The organism is Dyadobacter sp. HNCC25DJ183, from assembly GCF_056895175.1.
In genome coordinates this window covers 346,756-364,283 of record NZ_JBXHAP010000004.1, presented here as the reverse complement: position 1 = coordinate 364,283, position 17,528 = coordinate 346,756, and the positions used below count along the sequence as shown (strand labels likewise).

Here is a 17,528-nt window from a genome sequence, read left to right as displayed (position 1 = left end):
ACCGCCTGGTTATTTTTTGATGGAGGGAATGTTGATTTCAAAAACGCTGCCCTGACCAATCTGCGAGCTCACGCTGATGCTGCCCCCCAGTTTCGATATTGCTTCGTGAACGATGTACAAACCGATGCCTGAACCACTGTTGGTAGCCCCGGCCCGATAGAACATTTTAAAGATTTTATCCTGATCCGACTCCCTGATCCCCGAACCATTATCGGCCACGATGATCGTTGCGTGGGTAGGAGTGGAGCGTACAGTCAGATGTACATAAGGATCCGGCTTCGACTTATCCTGAAACTTGATTGCATTATTGATCAGGTTATTGAAAATGATCCGCAGCTTCATTACATCGGACTGGAAAATGCCCGTCTGCTCAATGTCTGTTGTCATTTTCAGGTTACCATATTCAGGCAGGTACTGAATAGTCGCCTGCACTTCGGTCACCAGTTCTTCAAAACTGATATCGGTTACAACAGGTACCCCTCTCGCATTCTTGTAGTAGTCAATGATATTGATAATGAATGTATCGAGCTTCTTCACCGACTGGCGGATCAGTTCCAGGTATTCGTTTTGTGACTTCACATCTTCTTCCAGCAGGGCCAGGTTCACAATGCCGAGCACGGACATCAATGGGGCGCGGAGATCGTGGGAGGCGCTGTATACAAACTTGTCAAGCTCCTCATTGGCTTTCTGCAACTCGCTGTTACGCTGTTTTAGGTCTTCCCGCGTCTTGTAAATATCGTAAGCGCTCGCAATAGCAGTATCTACATACTGGTAATCCCAGGGTTTGTCGATAAAGCGGAACACTTCTCCCTTGTTGATTGCATCAATCGCCGCGCCGATATCCGTGTGACCGGTGATGAGGATGCGTATCGGTTTCGGGAATTTGGTCCTGATCTTTTCGAAGAACTGCACACCCGTCATAATAGGCATGCGCTGATCGGCCAGGATAATGCAAAAATCCCTGTTCTCTAATATTTCCTCCGCCTCTATGACAGACGAGGTTATTGTAATATCGTATTGTTTGCGGAAAGACGCCTTGAACGAATGCAGGTTATGCTCCTCATCGTCGATGTATAGAATGGTAATTGGTTTCTCATTCATTGAAAATCTGGGATAGGGCGTATTTTTCTTTTTACAGGAAGTGTGATCAAAAACTCTGTTCCTTCACCTACTTCCGTATTAACATGAATTGTACCGCTGTGAACTTCTATAATTTTAAATACAATCGAAAGTCCGAGTCCTGTTCCGTCCCCTACCTGTTTGGTTGTGAAAAATGGCTCAAAAATCTTGGCCCGTACTTCCGGCGGCATTCCCGGTCCATTGTCGCGCATTGAAATGGAAATATGGTCAGGGTCGCTCAGCCAGGTCTTAACCCAGATCGTCGGTACCTTTCCTTCTTGTTTGTCTTTGAGCAATGCATAGATCGAATTGGTCAGGATATTCATGAAAACCTGGTTCAGCTTGCCTGCGTAGCATTCAATACTCGGAATGTTACCCAGCTCTTTCACCAGCTTGATGGCGTTCCCCATCTGGTAGTTGAGAATGATCAGTGTGGATTCAATACCTTCATTCACATTGACCAGGTTCAGGTCGAGCTCATCCACGCGGGAGAAGATCTTTAAACCCTTTACAATTTCCACCGTTCTGTGTGCGCCATCTTCCATACCTTTTAAAAGCGTATCCAGCTCCGTTTTAATGTAGTCAAGATCCAGTTCTGCTTTCAACTCCTCAATTTCGTTTATTTTAGTATGTAAATGCTCAATGGAGTCAATGTTCTGAATATTTTTATAAGAATCCAATATTTCAAGTACATCATCGATATCTCTCCGCAGCGGCTTGATATTGGAACTCACAAAATTGATCGGATTATTGATCTCGTGGGCGATGCCCGCAGTAAGCTGACCGAGCGACGCCATTTTTTCGGCATCAATAAGCTGTGTCTGCGCATCTTTAAGGCGGGTTAATGCGAGGTTAAGCTCCTGGTTGGCAGTTTGTAATTCCGCAGTCCGCTCATCAACGCTCCTTTCCAGCAATGCATTTTGCTCTGTAATGATCTTTTCATTTTCGAGCGAAACACGCAGCGCCTCTGCCTGGGATTCTTCCCGTTCTCTCTTGAATATATTGATTTTATCCGCCAATGCAATAGAAAGCAACACTACTTCCGCAATGGAACCGAACTGCATGGTATAGGTTGTAAAAATGTTATACGGCAGTATGTTCAGGTTGCGGAGGATCAGAAGGAAAAGCCCTAGTAAAAAGATAGACCAGCCGATAAGGAAAAGCTTGGCCGGGCGGTAATTTTCTCTCGAAAGCTTAATACCGATCACCAGGCAGCTAAGTGTACCGACCGCACCTGAAATATCCACCAGCCTGAAACTGAGAAGTTCAAAGCCGGCTACATTGAGCAGAATGGAGGACGAATACAGCGCAACAATAATGTAAACAATAAAGATTGCGCGCGGCCATTTCTCTTTGAGCTGCAGGAAGTTTTTAACAAAGAAAATAGCAGATATACCCGCTATTCCCGAAAAGTAAATAGTTGCTACCGAATTAAAACCGGGTGCATTCGGCCAGAGGTACTTGAATGCATAACCTGAAAGTGAGGTTTGTGCCAGCCCGATCGAAAGCACGTAAAGTACGTAGAAAAGGTAGCTTCGGTCTCTCGTTGAAAAGTAGATGAATATGTTGTAAAGCACCATGACAACGATGATCCCGCAAAAAATCCCGTTGATTGTTTCACCCAGCTGTGCCGTTTCAAAGAAGTTGCCCTGATCGCGCAGGATCAGCGGCAGGATCACCTGGTTGGACCCTTTGACTTTCAGATAGTAGGAGTGTTCCTGATTGGGCCCGAGCGCCAGGTCGAAAACAAGGTTTTGGTGCTTGACACGCCGTTTGTTGAAATGGTCTGCGTCGTTGTAAATTTCTGTGCGGATCTTATCCCCGATGATCTCATACATTTCGCAGGAATGGATCCCCGGATGCGCGAGTTCAAGGTAAAGCATATTCCTCGCCGAAGTATTGCGGATAGAAAACCTGATCCAGAAGCTGGATTTGCTCAGCCCGATGTTGGGAACTTCATCTTTGCTTTTTACAAAGCCATTGCTATTGCGTACTTCGTGTAAGCTGAGTGTGCCTGCGGTATCTTCATAAATTTCAAGGTACTTTCCCAGAATCAGGGAGCCGTTTTTGTAGTCTACCGTCTCAGCGGAGAGCTTTCCGGCAGTAAATGTCAGTAAAAATAAAACCAGGATTCTGAGCACCTTCATACCTCAAAACTTCATGTCCAATTCGTAATGTAAAGCTATTTCACCTTTCGGGCCCTGCTCAATTGCAAATTGAACGGGATCATTTCTCAGGCGCCTGATGTGTTTAAGTTCTTCTTCATGGGCTAGAGGCAGCTGTTCGAGGTCAGTCACGACGATCGCCGTCGCGATCAATCCTTCTTTGGGATAGTAAAAAGTACCATTGTTCCCCAACGTTCTGATCACCTCAAAACCCAGCCGCAGGCACTGGCGCAAGGTTGGCGGGGAGCATAATGCAAGCAGCTTTTTGATCCCGAGCTCCGTGGTAACAGCGATGCCCACCCGGCCCATAAAAATACTTCCAATACCGAAACCTGCAACTTCCTTACTATTGAAAGCGCCGCAGAACTCCGCTATTTTTTCGTGTTTCAGACCGTCAACGTACCCGTAAATGCGGTCATCTTTTTTCGCGATCGCATCTTCCATTGGCAACTTGCGCGTTTCCTGCCGAACCTGGATCCTGGCGCCTCCATAAATCTTCCCTCCATCTTCGGATTCAACGATAATGACATACGTATTCTCATCATTCAGCCAGTCGTGGTTTGCCGAGGTTACCTGTTTTACACCATAAGCTTCGAGCACTTTCCGGTGTTCGTCAATGTACCTGAGACAAGTCTCCACGTCGGTTGTGGATCTGAATGCTCTGATTTTAGCGACCATCAAATTTCGTCATTAACTATAAACAATACTTCATCTAATGGCAGGCGTTTTGTTTTAGTAGCTATCGTTGAAGACTTATGAATTCTTAAAAGAGCCACGGGACTATACCCGGCAGGTAAGCGTACAATGCGCTCAAACCTGGCTTTCAAAACGTTGAGTTTAACAATCTCATTTTCATTTAATCCTTCACCGGAGCGAAGGCGGCTGAACAGCGAAACCGGCGTAAGGAGCGGCTGCGCAGACAAACCCAGCTGCACGGCGCGGAGCCACATCTCCTGCGCGATCATACCCGAATAGAAATGCGGGTGCCCCTCTTCCGGCATTGAAATGATCGCAATTCCCGAGGAAGCACTTACCGCAGCAGCAATGCGTTCGGCTACAATGTTCCCTCCGTCAATGGTTTTCAAAATGTCAGCAATCTTTCTGTCGCCAAGCATTGCAAGGGCGGCACCGTGATGCGGATCCACAGCCAGCTGCAACGGATGAATGCCGGTATCTTCTGCACTTTTGCCGGAACCGGAGCGGGTGTTCCGTTCAAAAACATCCTTGTAACCCTCTTCATGCAGGATATTGATCAGCTCGCAGGCACCGGCAATTTGTGCGAGCTCGCTAATATGTGATGAATTTTGAATAAAGTCAATGTGGGCATTTACTGTTTCTGCTCCTGATTCAGTCAGGTATCGAACATCTTCTGTGCTCAGCTCGTGAGGTAAGCCCGCGCTCCGGCTGGTCGACCGCTGCGGGATCATCTCTGCAAGAATGCCGGTAGCTGAGGTACTTTCGGGCTGGGCGCTCTGCGAAGTGAAATCAATCGCGGCGACGAGCTCAGGGATTTCCGCTACCGGAAAAAACAGCGGAGCGATACCGTAGCCCAGCGCATTGCTTTTAAGCCTGATATTGGTAAAAGCTGCGCCTAATGCAAGGTAGGCAGCTGTATTTTTATAGTTTACAAATGCATGCGACCGGTGTGGATCGTGGAACAAATGCAGTCTTCCATTGCGGTAAAGCCACTTCCAGGGCTGGTCATTTCCCCAGGAAGGCGCCTGAGTGCCGGCTTCAACAATCTGCTTGATTTCTTCCCGGTCCGGCGGCGTCAATGCTTCCAGTCGGGGCAATGCAGCTGCGGCTTCCAATGCATATGCGAGGTTGAATTTTGCGTTCGGATTAGTATAAACGGATTCAGCCGGCAATGCAGCCTGGTTGGAGATGATCTGTTCCAGGTCGACGTAAAATCTGCCTGACTCTGTAAACTGGCCGAGCAAAATCCGCCTTGTCACATCTGTTACCACGCCGCCTCCGAGTGTGACCGCGCTGGCAAGCTGCGGCCAGGTACTGATAGACTGTCCCATTTCCAACAGGGAAGCGCGCCCGCGCCGTGAGGTGTTTTTTACATCGATAATGCGCATAACAAAACCCAGACGGTCGGCCGGTGGGATATTTTCTAATCTTTCCGGCGGGATATCGCTGAGCATTCCGTGTAGAATAAGCCGCCCGGGTTCAAGGTCAAACCGTTCCACATCGAGCATTCCGCGGTCGCTGGTTTCCATTATCACCGGAATCTGGAGTGCTCTGGCAGCCTGGCGGCACTTGATTTTCACTTCCAGATCATCGCATTCATCGATCAGCAGATCAAGGTTTCCGTCCTTTGTTAAAAAATGATGAAGATTTTCGGAGGTAATTCCTTCGGTATAGCATTCCACGTCCAGAAAAGGATCTATTTCCGCTATTTCACGAGCCGTGATAATGCTTTTATTTAAACCTATATTATGGATACCTGTTCTGATTCTGTTCAGGTTACTGAGTTCAAGTGTGTCAAAGTCAGCCAATTTGAGTTTTCCGAAGAGGCGCTCGGTAGCGAGTGTCAGCGCCACTGCGTGGCCGACCGATAGCCCGATTATGCCTATTTTTCGTTGGGATAAGGAAGCTTGTTCCTGCGCGGTGATCTTGTGCTGGTTGCGGGTGGTGCGGAGCGCTATGAAATCGGCTTCATCAACAATGTGCAGGAGCCGGTTAGACCAGGGATAGTAGAGCCAGCAACCTTCCAGGTCCGGATTGCTACCCGCTGTGCGCTCACTGTATCTTTCGTCGAGTTGTTCACCTGTGAGTCGCGATCTTGGATTTTGAACTTTGATAAGTTCCTTCGCCTGAGATGCATAGAGATCGAGTACAACCGCATTTTTGTACTCATTTCTGAACGAACGGTAACTTAGTTCATCAGTGTATTGCTCTTTCGGGATAAACAGCGGTTTATGGTTTGTGTTTGTTGTAGACTCAGAGTGCATGTCGGGTAAGTTGGAAGGGCTGCGTTTATTGCCTAAACACCTACAAATTGCTGAATTTATTTTTGTAAAACTATCATCGGATCATTGGCCCTCAAAATATTTGGGTCAAAACAGTGGAAAGGTTACCCATAAATAAGATGTCGTAACAATGCAGGCATCAACTCTTGGGACCTCGTCATCACTTTTCGCAATATAGAATTATCTTTACATTGTGAGAAAAGTAGGTTCGATATTTGACTACTGAATTATACCACCTCTAAGTCTGTTTTTTTAAAGTAATGGAAACCAAAGGGAAAATTAGTGTGCTGTATGTGGATGATGAGATCAATAACCTCAATTCATTTAAAGCTGCCTTCAGAAGAGATTTCAATATCCTGATTGCAACCTCGGGAAGGGAAGGACTGGAGTTATTGAAACACAATGTAGTACACGTGATCATCACCGATCAGCGGATGCCGGAAATGACAGGGGTGGATTTTCTGATTGAAGTATTGAAGGATTACTCAGATCCCGTGCGGATTTTATTAACAGGATATACGGACATTACTGCCGTGATCGACGCCGTTAACAAAGGGCATATTTACTACTATCTCAACAAGCCCTGGGACGAGCAACAGTTGCGTATCATTATAAAAAATGCCTACGAAATTTATCACCTCCGGGAAGAAAACAAGGAATTGATAGAGAAGTTACTGGACGTAAATGGCCAGTTAGAATTTCTTTTGAGACAAAATCTTCTTTCCTAGCTGTAAAAAACCGGAACGATTGTCTGCTCTGGTGAGCATCAGTGATCTTAAATTACTCAATGCAGGCACAAAGCCGCGCAGAAGGTATGACAGCATCGAAAATGCGAAAGTTACCAGTACTGCCAGGAATAGTATCGCAGTAAAGAGCAGATTTCCTATTGCTTTTAAAAATATGATTGCGTCCATGGTTTCAGTTTGTTAGCGTGTTTAAGAGGCTAAGAACTAAAATCGTACCAGAGGTTGTCTTGTCAACTAAAATGTGCGGCGAAATAGTGCTTCCTGTTCCAGGTGCTGGTATTGTTTTTATGGATAGAAGAAAGGGCTCAGATGAGTTCGTTTTATCTTAAATCACTTACTTTTATGAAAAAGATCCTGGCAATTGGCATTATATCCGGAGTTGTCCTGTTCGTGTTTGCCGGTTCACTCGCAAGCAAAATAGACAATCGCCTTCTGGCTCAGAAAAACGTGTAAAATTGCCGTAAAAGATACGCAGAGCGCATGCTGAAAAAATTGTACGTTTTATGTGCTTTACTGGTTTTGATCAGGCTCTGTACCAATTGCGGCCATCCGTCCATTGTTCGCCCGCTCCCCGAGCCGGGCGGCAGTGACACAACCGGGATAGATACCATCAGCACCCGCCCGGATCCCGGCGCGCTTGACACGCTCCGCATTATCAACTCTGACAGCTTACTGGCATTTTCAAAGCGTTTCGGGTCCGTTTATTCTTTTGATGAGGCGGATCTTGAACAGAAAACAGGTACTTTCTACAAGGCAAATGATTTCATCGGCCGGCCTGTTACATTGGATTACAAGTTTGTAGCGCCTGCAAGTGACACCATGAAGCACCGCCCATTTGTATTGATGGTCCATGAAGGTGCATTCCTTTTCGGGTCACTGGATAATGAAATGGGAAAGGCGCGGCTGTTGGCGCGTAAAGGCTACGCCGCTGCTTCTATCAATTACCGGCTTGGCTTCAATGGCGGAAGCGAGCAGAATGCATGTGGCGGAAACAACCGGGAAATAATTCAGGCTGTTTACCGTGCGGTGCAGGATACCTATGTTGCACTCCATTATTTTGCGGGAAAAGCGGACGAACTGGGTATTGATCCGGGGCAAATGATGCTCGCGGGCAGCAGCGCCGGCGCGATTACGATCACTGCATTACTTTACATGACGGAGGCTGATTTTGAGGCGTTACTGCCAGGTATCACCGCCACGCTAGGCAGGCTGGACCCGCAGCCTTTCGGAACTCCGTTCAGGGTGCGCGCGCTGCTTTCAACGATGGGATACAGTATTTTCAAATCCAGCTACATTACCGCAGCGAATGCAAAGCCCACCGTATTCTTCCAGCGTACCGGCGACGATATTTTACCTTACCAGCAGGGTACCTTTCTCTCCTGTCCATTTTACCTGACAGTAGAAGGTGCCAAGCCGGCATCAGAACGTTTACGTAAATGGAAGGTGCCTTTTGAGCTCAATTACCAGCCTGAAAAGGGCCACCATCTCAGCTACACGGAAGAGTATATTACCAATCGTTACGCTCAGTTTATGAAGCGGCTCTGGGCAAATAACCCGCATCAGATCGTTAATGAAAATTTCAAAACGATTGAAGACGTATTGATCAAATGATCAGACTTCGGCGGCTGTGTGCTTCTTTGGTTGACCGAGCTCCATCATCGGGAAGCAGGACTTAAGATAGCTGGAAAGTTTCAGTTCCAGGAAGTGGTAGGAGAGCTGTGACAAAATGAGCGTAAGAGAAACCGCAAGAAAGAGCATTGCAGTACCAGAACTAAATACCGGAAAGCCCAGTCTGTTGAAAATAATTGGGATAAACACAAGTACCGGCAGGTGGATCAGGTAAATGGAAAATGACATATCTCCGGTCCTGATCAGCCAGGCAGGGAAGCGGGTTTTTGCACCGGCTTCGTGGAATATCACTGCAAAAAACAGCATCGCCGCACCAAAGCCCCATTGAAACGGTCCGAACCCGCCGTAAAAGCCGGACAGATATTGCCAGATCACCAGCAATACGACCGCAGAAGTAACCCCGGGTTTTGAGAAAATACCCGATAAGAATGCATTAGCCTTGGGATTAATGTAAATAAGCCCGATCAATACGCCCAGTACAAAATTCCAGATGATCGGGTTTGTGATCATGTTGAGGTATCCGATGCCGTAATCGGCGGACTGGTCGGGCTTCCATGTGAAATAACCTGCGTACAATGGAATTCCCACCAAAGTAATCCCGATCAGCGCGAAGAATACAAACCAGCGGTAGCGTGCAAAAAGCAGGGAAATGGCAATCAAGAGATAAAAGTAAATCTCATAATTGAGGCTCCATCCCACAGACAGCATTGCGCCGCCGTAGAATGGCGCGTCCGTGTGGCTGAGCGGAATAAAGAGCAGACTCTTGATCAATGCTTTGATGAAGACAGGATTGATCTGGAAGCCGAGATGAATGAGGTAAAACCAAATACTCATAATCGCGTAGGTAGGCCAGATCCGGATAAACCGCTTAACCATAAACCGGTAGATCTCCCGGAGCGTACCCGGCATTTTTCGGGTAATATATACCATAATAAAGCCACTGATGACGAAGAACAGCGGAACGCCGGCCGGGCCGGAATTGAAGAAAAAACCGACTTCTTCCTTCAAAGGATCATCTTTTCCAACTACGTCCTTGGAATGGTAAACTGTCACGATCAAAGCCGCTATTCCCCTCAGAATCTGTATGCTGTCGATCTTTGACTCTGGCTTGCTGCGGATCAGTCCAGGCGCTTCAAACATATTATCATTTGTAATTTGCGTATTGCTACGACAATACGTAGCTCATATTCTCTCTCAAAAATGAAGTTTTTTATCATTATACAACGCGATTAGCTATTAAAGATTTTTGTAGATTATTAATCGGCATAGTTTTTAGATGACCATATTTTATCTGGCGTTAAATCCGATTTACATGACCGAGTCACTGATTACGAAGAAGCAGATTCAAATAGATGCGCCTGTCGCAAAAGTCTGGGAAGTCTTGATAGCACCGAAGTACATCCGTCAATGGGACGATCTCCCCCAGGATTTCGGTGATTATTACCTGGAACTTGGCCGAACCATTGAATGGTCGGGATTTTCAAGATTGACAGTTACCACCTGCGACCCGCTGGAAAAGCTCGTGTTGAAGCTATACACATTTAAATGGGAGCTTCCGGCAGCCGATTATGACATTGCCTATACCTATCTGCTTACAGAGGCAGAAGATGGTGCCCGGCTTGCATTGGAGATTGGCGACTTTGGTGTGCTGGAAGATGGCGAAAGCTACTACCAGGCTTCGGAGGAATTTGCCGAACAAGCTTTGGAGAAAATCAAAAGTTTGGCTGAGAACAGGGTTTAACAAGTGCGGCAATTATATTTGTAGTATACGTGTCAGCACATCATGGAGCCCAAAGCAAAACTATATTACGACATCAACGAGGTGGCCGAAAACCTCGGAATTGAAGCTTCCACATTGCGTTTTTGGGAGAAGAAATTTCCGCAGCTCGACCCGAAAAGGGATGCCCGCAACCGGCGGCGCTATACCGAGCGGGATATTGAGATCATCAAGAAGATCATGCACCAGCGAGACAAGCAGGGACGTACCATTAAAGGAACCCGCGAGCAGCTGCGTCGAAAGGAGGAATCTGAACTGATGATCCAGCGGTTGACGCGCGTCCGCAAGTTTCTCGTCGAGCTGAAAGATAACCTGTAGTACCTGCCCATTTAATCTTTGCCCTGCATGAAGAACATACTGCTGTTTTTACTCTCATTCATTGCGTCAGATACTGCATTCGCGCAGCATTTCCAAACTGCTTCCATTCGAAAGCACATTGCGTTTCTGGCCTCCGATGATCTTGAAGGCCGCGGTACTGCCAGTCTGGGCGAGGTAAGAGCAGCTAATTACATTGCCGATTACTTCAAAACGCTCGGGTTGCAATCCGCCGGAACGAGCGGCTACTTTCAGCCTTTTGAAGTAACCTTCGCAATCGATGGAAAAGCACATGCAATGACCGGCAGAAATGTAGTTGCATTCCTTGATAATGCGGCGGCAAAGACGATCGTGATCGGCGCGCATTATGATCATTTGGGAAAAGGGTTTCAGGGCAGCTCGCTTTCTCCGGACAGCAAAAACCAGATCCACAATGGGGCTGACGATAATGCGTCGGGAACAACGGGCGTAATGGAGCTGGCGAAGTATCTGACCGAAAACAATGTTACGGAAAAGCACAATTATCTTTTTATTGCTTTCTCCGGCGAAGAACTCGGTCTGATCGGTTCGAAGCATTTCACGGAAAAACCGACACTTCCGCTTACTTCCGTTTCAAGCATGATCAATATGGATATGATCGGGCGGCTAACTGATGAAAAGGGCATTATCGTGTCCGGCTGGGGTACCAGTCCGGTCTGGGGCAAGCTGATCCCGCCACTGGCCAGGAAGCAGAACCTAAAATATACAGTTGACTCGTCGGGCGTGGGTGCCTCTGACCATACTTCCTTTTACCTCAAAAACATACCCGTTGTACAGTTCTTCACCGGCGGCCACGGCGATTATCATAAAATATCCGACGATGCCGACAAGATCAATTATGAGGGAGAAGTAAGGATACTGAACCTCATCGCCGATCTGCTGATGAACCTGGACAAAGAGCCTGAGCCCGAGTTTGCCACGGCCGCAAACCCGCATTCGGGTGCTACCACAAGCAACTTCAAGGTTACCCTCGGCGTAATGCCAGATTACAGCTACACAGGAAAAGGATTGAAAATCGATGGTGTGTCAAAGGCCAGGCCGGCTGAAAAGGCGGGTATCGTCGCAGGTGACATTATTACCAGATTAGGAGGGGAGGAAATCGGTACGATTTACGACTATATGGAAATTCTGGGCAAACACGAAAAAGGGCAGGTAGTAGAAGCCGAATTCTTGCGCGGGAGTGAAGTGAAGAAAGTAAAAGTGACTTTTTGATCATCAAACCATCGCGCCCCGCTTGCCGAGCTCAATCGCTTCCATCTGACTGATGAGACCTTCGTGCATATTGAAGCGCAAAATTGTGCGGAACTTGTGAAAACCTTCCCGGCCAGCCGCTCCCGGATTGAAATAAAGCATATTATTCAGCTTCTCGTCGCGGATCACACGCAGGATATGTGAATGCCCGCACACGAAAATGTCGGGCGCGCTGTTCTTTAACTCAGGCATTACCATCGGATTGTACCTTGGAGGCGCGCCGCCAATGTGGGTGATCCAGACACGAAATCCTTCCAGCTCGAAATGCAGGTTTTCCGCGGTCCGTACCCTTACTTCACTGCTATCGATATTCCCGAATACGATCCTGGTAGGCTTAAATGCTTCAAGCTTGCTGATGATTTCCACTGAACCAATGTCACCTGCGTGCCACACTTCGTCACAAGTGGAAAAATGGTCAAAAATCCTCTCGTCCAGATAACCATGTGTGTCAGACAGCAAGCCTATTCGCTTCATTTTTCGATTTCAGGTATTATAAAAAAGCAAAGATGCGAGAATGAGCACAACCGTAATATAAAAAGCTTGAAAATTTATGTAGTTAAAGTAACTTATATATCTACTTCTTTCTGATATTGCGCAGGAAAACTTAATAAAAGTTAAAAGTTTCCAGTATCAATATAAAATTCCTGTAAAACTAAATTTTTAGTTGTAAAGTTATTGCGCTTTGTATATTATTGCATTATTGTCGTTCATCAGTTACAAACTCTCACTTAACCTTGCCACCTAGCCTTGAAAAAAACCTTACTTCTGTCCTTTTTGTGCCTGATGATTTCGGTCGCACACGCGCAGACCTCGGGACGTTTTACATTGAAGGGAGTTACGGTTGATACCTCCGGTGTCCCGCTTCCCGAATCCACTGTTATGCTGCTTGCGCCCAAGGATTCGACGCTCGTCAACTTCGCAAGAACCGCCAAAGACGGTACATTCGAATTTAAGAATGTGAAGAGAATGCCTTACCTGATCAAGATCACGTACGTGGGCTACTTGCCTTACCAGCAGGAGATTAAGCCGAAGGATGATGATGTAACGGATCTCGGCAAGATCAAGATGACCTTTATGGATCAGGTACTTTACGATGTGGTCATCAAAGCATTCCGCGCGCCGCTCAGTATCCGGGGCGATACGATCGAATATGATCCCAAGGCATTTAAAGTACAGCCGGGCGCTTCCGTGGAAGATCTGATCAGGCGGCTTCCGGGGTTACAGGTAGACCAGGATGGTACGATCAAGGCGCAGGGTGAAACCGTCAAACGTGTAACGGTAGACGGTAAGCGGTTTTTTGGCGATGATACCAAGGCGGCAACCAAGAATTTACCCGCAGAAGCTATTTCCAAAGTCCAGGTTTTTAATGAAAAAACGGAGCAATCGCGCATTACGGGCGTGGATGACGGAAAACACGAGAAAACACTCAACCTGCAATTGAAAGACAGCCACAAGAAAGGTGGATTTGGTAAGGCCACGCTCGCAGCGGGTACCGACAAGCGGCTCGAAGGGAAGGTTAACTACAACAGATTCAATGAGAAGAACCAGTTTTCAATCATTGGTCTCGGCAATAACACCAACCAGGGCGGTATGTCGTGGGACGATTACCAGGATTTCAAAGGAAGTCAGTCTTTCAACTGGGGCGACGATGGCGACTTTGGCTTCGGCGGCGGCGTGCGTTATATTTCTTTCGGCGGCGACGATGAAGAAAGTCTGACGATACAAGCGGGCAGGGGCGCTCAAAACCGTGGTTTTAACAAGAACTGGGCCGGCGGGGCGAACTACAATTTCGATACAAAAAAGACCAAGTTCAATACCAGCTACTATTATAACCAGACAACACAGGACCTGGATGCAACTTCAAGGCAGACCAACTTCCTGACCAACTCTGCATTCACGAAGCTAGATACCAACAACAGGTTGAACTTCAATGAAAACCACCGGGGTAGTCTTCGCTACGAAAAGACCATTGACTCCCTGAACACGCTAATTGTACTTTCCAATATGCGGATCGGAAGCGGAACTGCGGATTATTTGAGTCACCAGGAGTTTTACCGCGGAGTGCAGGATACCACGCAGCTTTCCAACACCAGCGACCAGCGCAACTATTCGGATTTTAACTCATTTGCATTGGGTAACACGGCCATTTTCCGGCATAAGTTCAAGAAAAAGGGCAGGAACTTTGCGGTTAGTCTGGCTTACAATGTGAATAATTCAAATGGAACTATCAACCAGCGCTCGACCAACCGTTTTTTCAGAACATCCCAGGCCGAGCCGGACAGTATCCTCAATATCAACCAGGAAAATTTTACCAAGAGCTTGCGTAACCAGTTCAAAGGCAGCTTGCTGTTCATTGAGCCGATTTCAAAGAAGTTTGTACTTGAATCTTTCTACAATTACAGTTTGAAGAGCGATGATGTGGATCGCGATGTTTACGACGTCAGAGAAGGTGGGCGGACGATGAACAATAACCTGAGCCGCTATTATAACAACCGTTCTACATTCAACAGGGTAGGGACTTCGCTGCGGTACTCACATAATGGACTTAACATCTCGGCAGGCGCAGGTGCACAGCAAATTCACCTTGACGGGAAATTCGCAGTTGACCAGAATGATCCTACCAGAACGAGAATCGACCGGAAGTTCTTCAACTTTGTACCCAGCGTTTCCCTCAATTTCGATCTTAAAAGGAACAGGTACTTGTATGGAGGGTATAGCGTGGGAGTGAGCGAGCCTAATATCCGCGATTTGCAGCCGATCGTTGATAACAGCAATCCGCTGTACATCAGGGTAGGTAACCCGAACCTGGTTCCTACTGTGAACCACTCGGTGAACCTTGGCTATAACTACTTCAATCCCGGCAGTTTTGTCCAGATGTTCTTCGGCGCTTATTATAATTACTATGATAACCAGGTAATTTACAGCCAGTTTGTTGATGAAAATCTGGTGACTACCACAATGGCGACTAACATCAGCGGTGGAAATAACCTGAGCGCGTACGCCAACTATGGTTTCCCGATTGTTAAAACGAAGAGCAACTTCAATATCAATGCATCTTACAACCTGGGCCGTAACCTGACCAACATCAACGGCGAACTGAACGAGACAAAGAGCAATGGATACAACTGGGGTGCAAGGCTGGATTACACTCCCGGCGATAACTTCACGATTTACACCAATGCGAACTGGAACATTACGGACACGAAGTATTCGATCAGTTCAGGACAAAATCAGAAGATTATCAACTCCAATTACGGCGCTGAGATGAATTTCAAAATGCCGAAGGATATTTACTTCAACAGCCGCTTTTCATACAGCAGTTATGTAAATGATCGTTTTGGGTTTAACCAGAAAATGCCGATCCTGAATGTGTCCGTTTATAAAACAATGCTGAAAAGCAAAAAGGGAGAAATCAGACTTTCGGCCTTTGACTTATTCAACAAAAATCGCGGTATTTCGCAGTCGGCTTACCAGAACTTCGTGTCGCAGGAGCAAGTGCGTACATTGGCGCGGTACTTCATGCTGAGCTTTACCTATAACATGCGCGGAGTAGGTCACACGGTTAAAAGAAAAGGTTACGGATACTAATCACAATTCAATTCAGAAGCTATGAAAAAATTACTTGCCTGCTTCCTTCTCCTGGGCTGCTTACCTGTTTTCGCCCAGACTGACGGATTGGCGGTGACCTATGAACGGACATTCTACTGGTCGAGACTGTACGATAAGCTGACCTTCCTGTCGGAAGAGGAGCGGAGCAGAATGAAAACTTCGTGGGGTGCAAATGACGATGGCGATAAGAGTAAAGGACAGCTTTTTATCACCAACAGCCAGAGCAAGTATGTTGATCTGGAACCGGAGGTAGACGGAGGATACAGGTGGCGGCAGAGTGAATACATGATTTTCCGGGACTTTGACAAGGGTACCAAAATGGAGCTTGAAGAATTTTCCGGCAAAAACTACATTATCGAAGATTCGCTGCCTGCACCCAAATGGAAGGTGATGAACAAGATCAAGGAGATAAGTGGCTATATGTGCATGATGGCGGTTTCAGAGGACACGATCAAGGGACAGAAGATCACTGCCTGGTTTGCAAACGATCTTGCCTACAACGGAGGTCCGGAACGTTACTACGGCTTACCCGGCCTGATCCTGGAAGTAGATGTGAACGACGGCGAGCTGATCCTGGCTGCGGTGAAGGTGGAGAAAAAGCCGGTAGCGGAAAATCTGGTGCTCTCGAAAAAGATGAAAGGCAAGAAGCTAACGAATGCAGAATACGAGAAATTGATCACGACCCATATACGTGACAGTATCAAATCGAGGCGAAATCCATACTGGTCATTCCGATATTAGAAGATTATTAGAATTGCCGTTATTTGCTTAGTACATATTAAAAAGGGGAAATTGTCAAGGACAATTTCCCCTTTTTTTATAATTTTGCACTTTGAAAACCGCGTCCCCGGTCTACTGGCTCGATATTTTTACTATCAGTGCAGTTGTATCATGTTTAACTTAACAGTGTTTAATTAATTTAATAACCCTTGATGATTATGAAAAATACGCTTTTAGCCGTTGCAATGCTTTTTGTACTCGGTTCCTGCGCTAGCAAAAAGAAGTTGCTTACTGCCCAGAAGCAAGCAAATGAAATCCAGATTCAACTGGATAAAGCAAGAGCTGACTTGAATGATTGTGACAGCAGAACTGCTGGTTTGAATAATGATTTAAAGGCTAAGAATGACGAGCTTACCAGCAAAAATGCTAAAATGAAAGAGCTGGAAGAGCAGGTAGAATTCTTGAAAAAGAACAACAACAACTTGCTGGACCGTATGTCTGATCTTTCTGTGATCAGCAAGGAAGGTTCTGAGAGCATTAAGAAGTCACTTGCTATGATGGACGCACAAGGCGCACAGATCCGTGACCTGAATTCAAGCATCCAGAAAAAGGATTCTTTGAATATGGCGCTCGTGCTTAACCTGAAACGTTCATTAGCTGACGTGAGCGATGAAGATGTTCAGATTGAAGTGAAGAAAGGCGTAGTATACGTTTCTCTGTCTGACAAAATGCTTTTCCGCTCAGGAAGTTCGGTTATCAACTCACAGGCTGAGAGCGTGTTGAGCAAGGTCGCTAAGATCCTGAACGACTACAAAGAAATCGAAATCCTGATTGAAGGTCACACGGATAATGTACCTATCGCGACTGACAAAGTTGCAGATAACTGGGATCTGAGCGTTTTGCGTGCTACTGCTGTTGCACGTACGTTACAGAAGAAATACGGAGTTGAGCCAGTTCGTATGATCGCTGGTGGTCGTGGCGAATATTTACCCAAAGTGGCAAATGATTCTGCTCCAAACCGCAGCTTGAACCGCCGGACTGAAATTATCATCACTCCGAAACTGGATCAGTTCTTCAACCTTTACACACCTAATGCAGGTAAATAAGGTCTGATTAATTTTTTAGAGGCCCGCAGGATTGATCCTGCGGGCTTTTTTTATTTATATTGGTCCAAACAAAA

At 46.6% G+C, this 17,528-nt stretch carries 14 protein-coding genes; 8 read left to right on the top strand and 6 right to left on the bottom strand.

Annotation, left to right across the window (positions count from 1 at the left end; translation table 11 throughout):
• Positions 1-9: 9 nt before the first annotated feature.
• From AC1XTG_RS12010 to AC1XTG_RS11995, 4 genes are read right to left on the bottom strand one after another with little or no spacing between them, the layout of a single operon-like run.
• On the bottom strand, positions 10-1,101 hold the full coding sequence (locus tag AC1XTG_RS12010; RefSeq protein ID WP_056282081.1) for a sensor histidine kinase: 1,092 nt from the start codon (positions 1,099-1,101) through the stop codon (positions 10-12).
• Positions 1,098-3,266, bottom strand: a complete 2,169-nt coding sequence (locus tag AC1XTG_RS12005) for a sensor histidine kinase (RefSeq protein ID WP_484842166.1) — start codon at positions 3,264-3,266, stop codon at positions 1,098-1,100. The genes AC1XTG_RS12010 and AC1XTG_RS12005 overlap by 4 nt, the downstream gene beginning before the upstream one ends.
• A 3-nt stretch (positions 3,267-3,269) precedes the next feature.
• On the bottom strand, positions 3,270-3,962 hold the full coding sequence (locus AC1XTG_RS12000; RefSeq protein ID WP_056282086.1) for a hypothetical protein: 693 nt from the start codon (positions 3,960-3,962) through the stop codon (positions 3,270-3,272).
• On the bottom strand, positions 3,962-6,244 hold the full coding sequence (locus tag AC1XTG_RS11995) for an Rv1355c family protein (RefSeq protein ID WP_484842165.1): 2,283 nt from the start codon (positions 6,242-6,244) through the stop codon (positions 3,962-3,964). Before AC1XTG_RS11995 ends, AC1XTG_RS12000 begins: the two co-directional genes overlap by 1 nt.
• Positions 6,245-6,522: 278 nt before the next feature.
• Between AC1XTG_RS11995 and AC1XTG_RS11990 the strand changes: the two genes are divergently transcribed.
• Together AC1XTG_RS11990 and AC1XTG_RS11985 are read left to right on the top strand one after the other, a co-directional pair.
• Positions 6,523-6,990 (top strand): response regulator, encoded by a 468-nt coding sequence (locus AC1XTG_RS11990; protein WP_056282089.1) that lies wholly within the window; start codon positions 6,523-6,525, stop codon positions 6,988-6,990.
• 498 nt (positions 6,991-7,488) lie between these two features.
• Complete coding sequence (locus AC1XTG_RS11985) at positions 7,489-8,619, top strand: alpha/beta hydrolase (protein ID WP_484842164.1); 1,131 nt, start codon at positions 7,489-7,491, stop codon at positions 8,617-8,619.
• Here the strand turns inward: AC1XTG_RS11985 and AC1XTG_RS11980 are convergent, their stop codons facing one another.
• Complete coding sequence (locus tag AC1XTG_RS11980; RefSeq protein WP_484842163.1) at positions 8,620-9,777, bottom strand: acyltransferase family protein; 1,158 nt, start codon at positions 9,775-9,777, stop codon at positions 8,620-8,622.
• A 172-nt stretch (positions 9,778-9,949) separates the two neighbouring features.
• Between AC1XTG_RS11980 and AC1XTG_RS11975 the strand changes: the two genes are divergently transcribed.
• From AC1XTG_RS11975 to AC1XTG_RS11965, 3 genes are read left to right on the top strand one after another with little or no spacing between them, the layout of a single operon-like run.
• Positions 9,950-10,378 (top strand): SRPBCC family protein, encoded by a 429-nt coding sequence (locus AC1XTG_RS11975; RefSeq protein WP_484842162.1) that lies wholly within the window; start codon positions 9,950-9,952, stop codon positions 10,376-10,378.
• Between the two features lie 42 nt (positions 10,379-10,420).
• Complete coding sequence (locus AC1XTG_RS11970; RefSeq protein WP_056282098.1) at positions 10,421-10,732, top strand: MerR family transcriptional regulator; 312 nt, start codon at positions 10,421-10,423, stop codon at positions 10,730-10,732.
• 27 nt (positions 10,733-10,759) lie between these two features.
• Positions 10,760-11,980, top strand: coding sequence for a M20/M25/M40 family metallo-hydrolase (locus AC1XTG_RS11965; protein ID WP_484842161.1), 1,221 nt, complete (start codon positions 10,760-10,762; stop codon positions 11,978-11,980).
• Between the two features lie 3 nt (positions 11,981-11,983).
• On the opposite strand, the gene AC1XTG_RS11960 is transcribed toward AC1XTG_RS11965, so the two are convergent.
• The gene (locus AC1XTG_RS11960) at positions 11,984-12,493 is read right to left on the bottom strand and encodes a metallophosphoesterase family protein (RefSeq protein WP_056282105.1); all 510 of its coding nucleotides are present in this window, start codon (positions 12,491-12,493) and stop codon (positions 11,984-11,986) included.
• Positions 12,494-12,766: 273 nt separating this feature from the next.
• On the opposite strand from AC1XTG_RS11960, the gene AC1XTG_RS11955 reads away from it, so the two are divergent.
• The 3 genes from AC1XTG_RS11955 (at position 12,767) to AC1XTG_RS11945 (ending at position 17,454) form a co-directional block, all read left to right on the top strand.
• A complete protein-coding gene (locus AC1XTG_RS11955) occupies positions 12,767-15,607 on the top strand; it encodes a TonB-dependent receptor domain-containing protein (protein ID WP_484842160.1) in 2,841 nt (946 codons plus the stop codon).
• Between the two features lie 21 nt (positions 15,608-15,628).
• A complete protein-coding gene (locus tag AC1XTG_RS11950; RefSeq protein ID WP_056282111.1) occupies positions 15,629-16,369 on the top strand; it encodes a GLPGLI family protein in 741 nt (246 codons plus the stop codon).
• A gap of 197 nt (positions 16,370-16,566) precedes the next feature.
• Positions 16,567-17,454, top strand: a complete 888-nt coding sequence (locus AC1XTG_RS11945) for an OmpA family protein (RefSeq protein ID WP_056283446.1) — start codon at positions 16,567-16,569, stop codon at positions 17,452-17,454.
• The last annotated feature ends 74 nt before the right edge of the window (positions 17,455-17,528 follow it).

Excerpts from the sequence above, each read along its gene's own strand:
- AC1XTG_RS11960 (WP_056282105.1), bottom strand. The coding sequence starts at position 12,493 with ATGAAGCGAATAGGCTTGCTGTCTGACACACATGGTTATCTGGACGAG.
- AC1XTG_RS12000 (WP_056282086.1), bottom strand. The coding sequence starts at position 3,962 with ATGGTCGCTAAAATCAGAGCATTCAGATCCACAACCGACGTGGAGACT.
- AC1XTG_RS11990 (WP_056282089.1), top strand. The coding sequence starts at position 6,523 with ATGGAAACCAAAGGGAAAATTAGTGTGCTGTATGTGGATGATGAGATC.
- AC1XTG_RS11950 (WP_056282111.1), top strand. The coding sequence starts at position 15,629 with ATGAAAAAATTACTTGCCTGCTTCCTTCTCCTGGGCTGCTTACCTGTT.
- AC1XTG_RS11980 (WP_484842163.1), bottom strand. The coding sequence starts at position 9,777 with ATGTTTGAAGCGCCTGGACTGATCCGCAGCAAGCCAGAGTCAAAGATC.
- AC1XTG_RS11970 (WP_056282098.1), top strand. The coding sequence starts at position 10,421 with ATGGAGCCCAAAGCAAAACTATATTACGACATCAACGAGGTGGCCGAA.
- AC1XTG_RS12010 (WP_056282081.1), bottom strand. The coding sequence starts at position 1,101 with ATGAATGAGAAACCAATTACCATTCTATACATCGACGATGAGGAGCAT.
- AC1XTG_RS11995 (WP_484842165.1), bottom strand. The coding sequence starts at position 6,244 with ATGCACTCTGAGTCTACAACAAACACAAACCATAAACCGCTGTTTATC.
- AC1XTG_RS11945 (WP_056283446.1), top strand. The coding sequence starts at position 16,567 with ATGAAAAATACGCTTTTAGCCGTTGCAATGCTTTTTGTACTCGGTTCC.
- AC1XTG_RS12005 (WP_484842166.1), bottom strand. The coding sequence starts at position 3,266 with ATGAAGGTGCTCAGAATCCTGGTTTTATTTTTACTGACATTTACTGCC.
- AC1XTG_RS11975 (WP_484842162.1), top strand. The coding sequence starts at position 9,950 with ATGACCGAGTCACTGATTACGAAGAAGCAGATTCAAATAGATGCGCCT.
- AC1XTG_RS11985 (WP_484842164.1), top strand. The coding sequence starts at position 7,489 with ATGCTGAAAAAATTGTACGTTTTATGTGCTTTACTGGTTTTGATCAGG.
- AC1XTG_RS11965 (WP_484842161.1), top strand. The coding sequence starts at position 10,760 with ATGAAGAACATACTGCTGTTTTTACTCTCATTCATTGCGTCAGATACT.